General features: G+C 50.5%; 2 protein-coding genes. Both read right to left on the reverse strand.

Annotated features, from left to right (window positions below; all coding sequences use genetic code 11):
* Window positions 1-51: 51 nt before the first annotated feature.
* Window positions 52-870, reverse strand: coding sequence for an IS3 family transposase (locus J0X14_RS18990; RefSeq protein ID WP_207099405.1), 819 nt, complete (start codon window positions 868-870; stop codon window positions 52-54).
* A 23-nt stretch (window positions 871-893) separates the two neighbouring features.
* Window positions 894-1,169 carry a transposase gene (locus J0X14_RS18995; protein ID WP_072882405.1) on the reverse strand — a complete coding sequence of 92 codons (276 nt, stop codon included), beginning with the start codon at window positions 1,167-1,169 and terminating at the stop codon, window positions 894-896.
* Window positions 1,170-1,222 lie beyond the last annotated feature (53 nt).

Genomic DNA, 1,222 nt, shown 5'->3' on the forward strand with positions numbered 1-1,222 from the left:
TGTAGATACCCCGATCTTTAGGACAGTTTCTCTACAAAACTAACATAATTATCAAGCTGCTTTTCTATAAACATCGTTTGGTCTTTGGTATTCAATGGACTGGTGTCTTCTTTCATGGTTGTAATAATCAAAGTACTCAGCCAATAACAGATAAAGGTCCATACCGTCCCTTGGAGGGTTCAGGTATATCTTCTCGTATTTCACGTTTCTCCATAACCTTTCGATAAAGGCATTGTCAGTGGCCCTTCCCTTGCCGTCCATGCTCAGGCGTATTCCCTGACCCAAAACATAGTTGGCGAACTCCTCAGCGGTGAACTGGCTTCCCTGGTCCGTATTGAGGATCTCAGGTGTGCCGTGCTCACCTATGGCCTCTTCCAATGTTTCCCTGCACCATTGGGCATCCATGGAATTGGACACGCTCCAGTTCAGGACATAGCGGCTGTGCAGGTCGATGATGGCCACCAGATAGAGATATCCCTGTTGCATGGGGATATAGGTGATGTCGGTGGCCCAGACCTGGTTGGGACGCTCGATGGTCAGGTTCCTCAGCAGGTACGGATACGTTTTGTGTTCCTTGCACCTTCGGGAGGTATGTTTTCCCGGAAGGACGGCCCTGAGGCCCATGACCTTGTAATAGAGCCGTTCGATACGGTTCCTGCTCACCTTGTACCCTCTGTCCCTGGTCAGCCAGATGTGCATCCGCTTGGCCCCTTTGAAGGGATGGTGGAGGTAATGCTCGTCCATCTCGCGCATGAGCCTCAGGTTCAGTTCGCTCTCGCCCCTTGGCCTGTAATAGAGCCCCGAGCGATGGACCGACAATGTTCTGCACTGCCTTGCAATGCTCATCTTGGAATGACCCTTGCGTATCATTTTTCTGCGTTCGGAGAGTGGTCTCAGCGCAAGGCGTCCTTTAAAAAATCGTTCTCGACCTTCAACTGGCCTATGGCCTTTAGAAGTTTGTCCTTCTCCCTTTCGGTCTCGCTGCGGGCATCCTTCTTGCCCGATTCGAACACCTGCTCGGCCCCGTCAAGGAAATCGCGCTTCCATGCGCTGATCTGGGTCGGGTGTATCTCGTACTTCTGGGCAAGTTCGGCAAGGCTATGCCGCTCTTTCAAGGCTTCAAGGACCACCTTGGTCTTGAACTTCGGGGTGAATTTTCTTCGTGTCATATTCAGTAAATTTAATGATTAAACTTACTGCCCTAATTTTTGGGGTATCTACA

It is taken from the genome of Allomuricauda sp. CAU 1633 (genome assembly GCF_017313225.1).
GTDB lineage: Bacteria > Bacteroidota > Bacteroidia > Flavobacteriales > Flavobacteriaceae > Flagellimonas.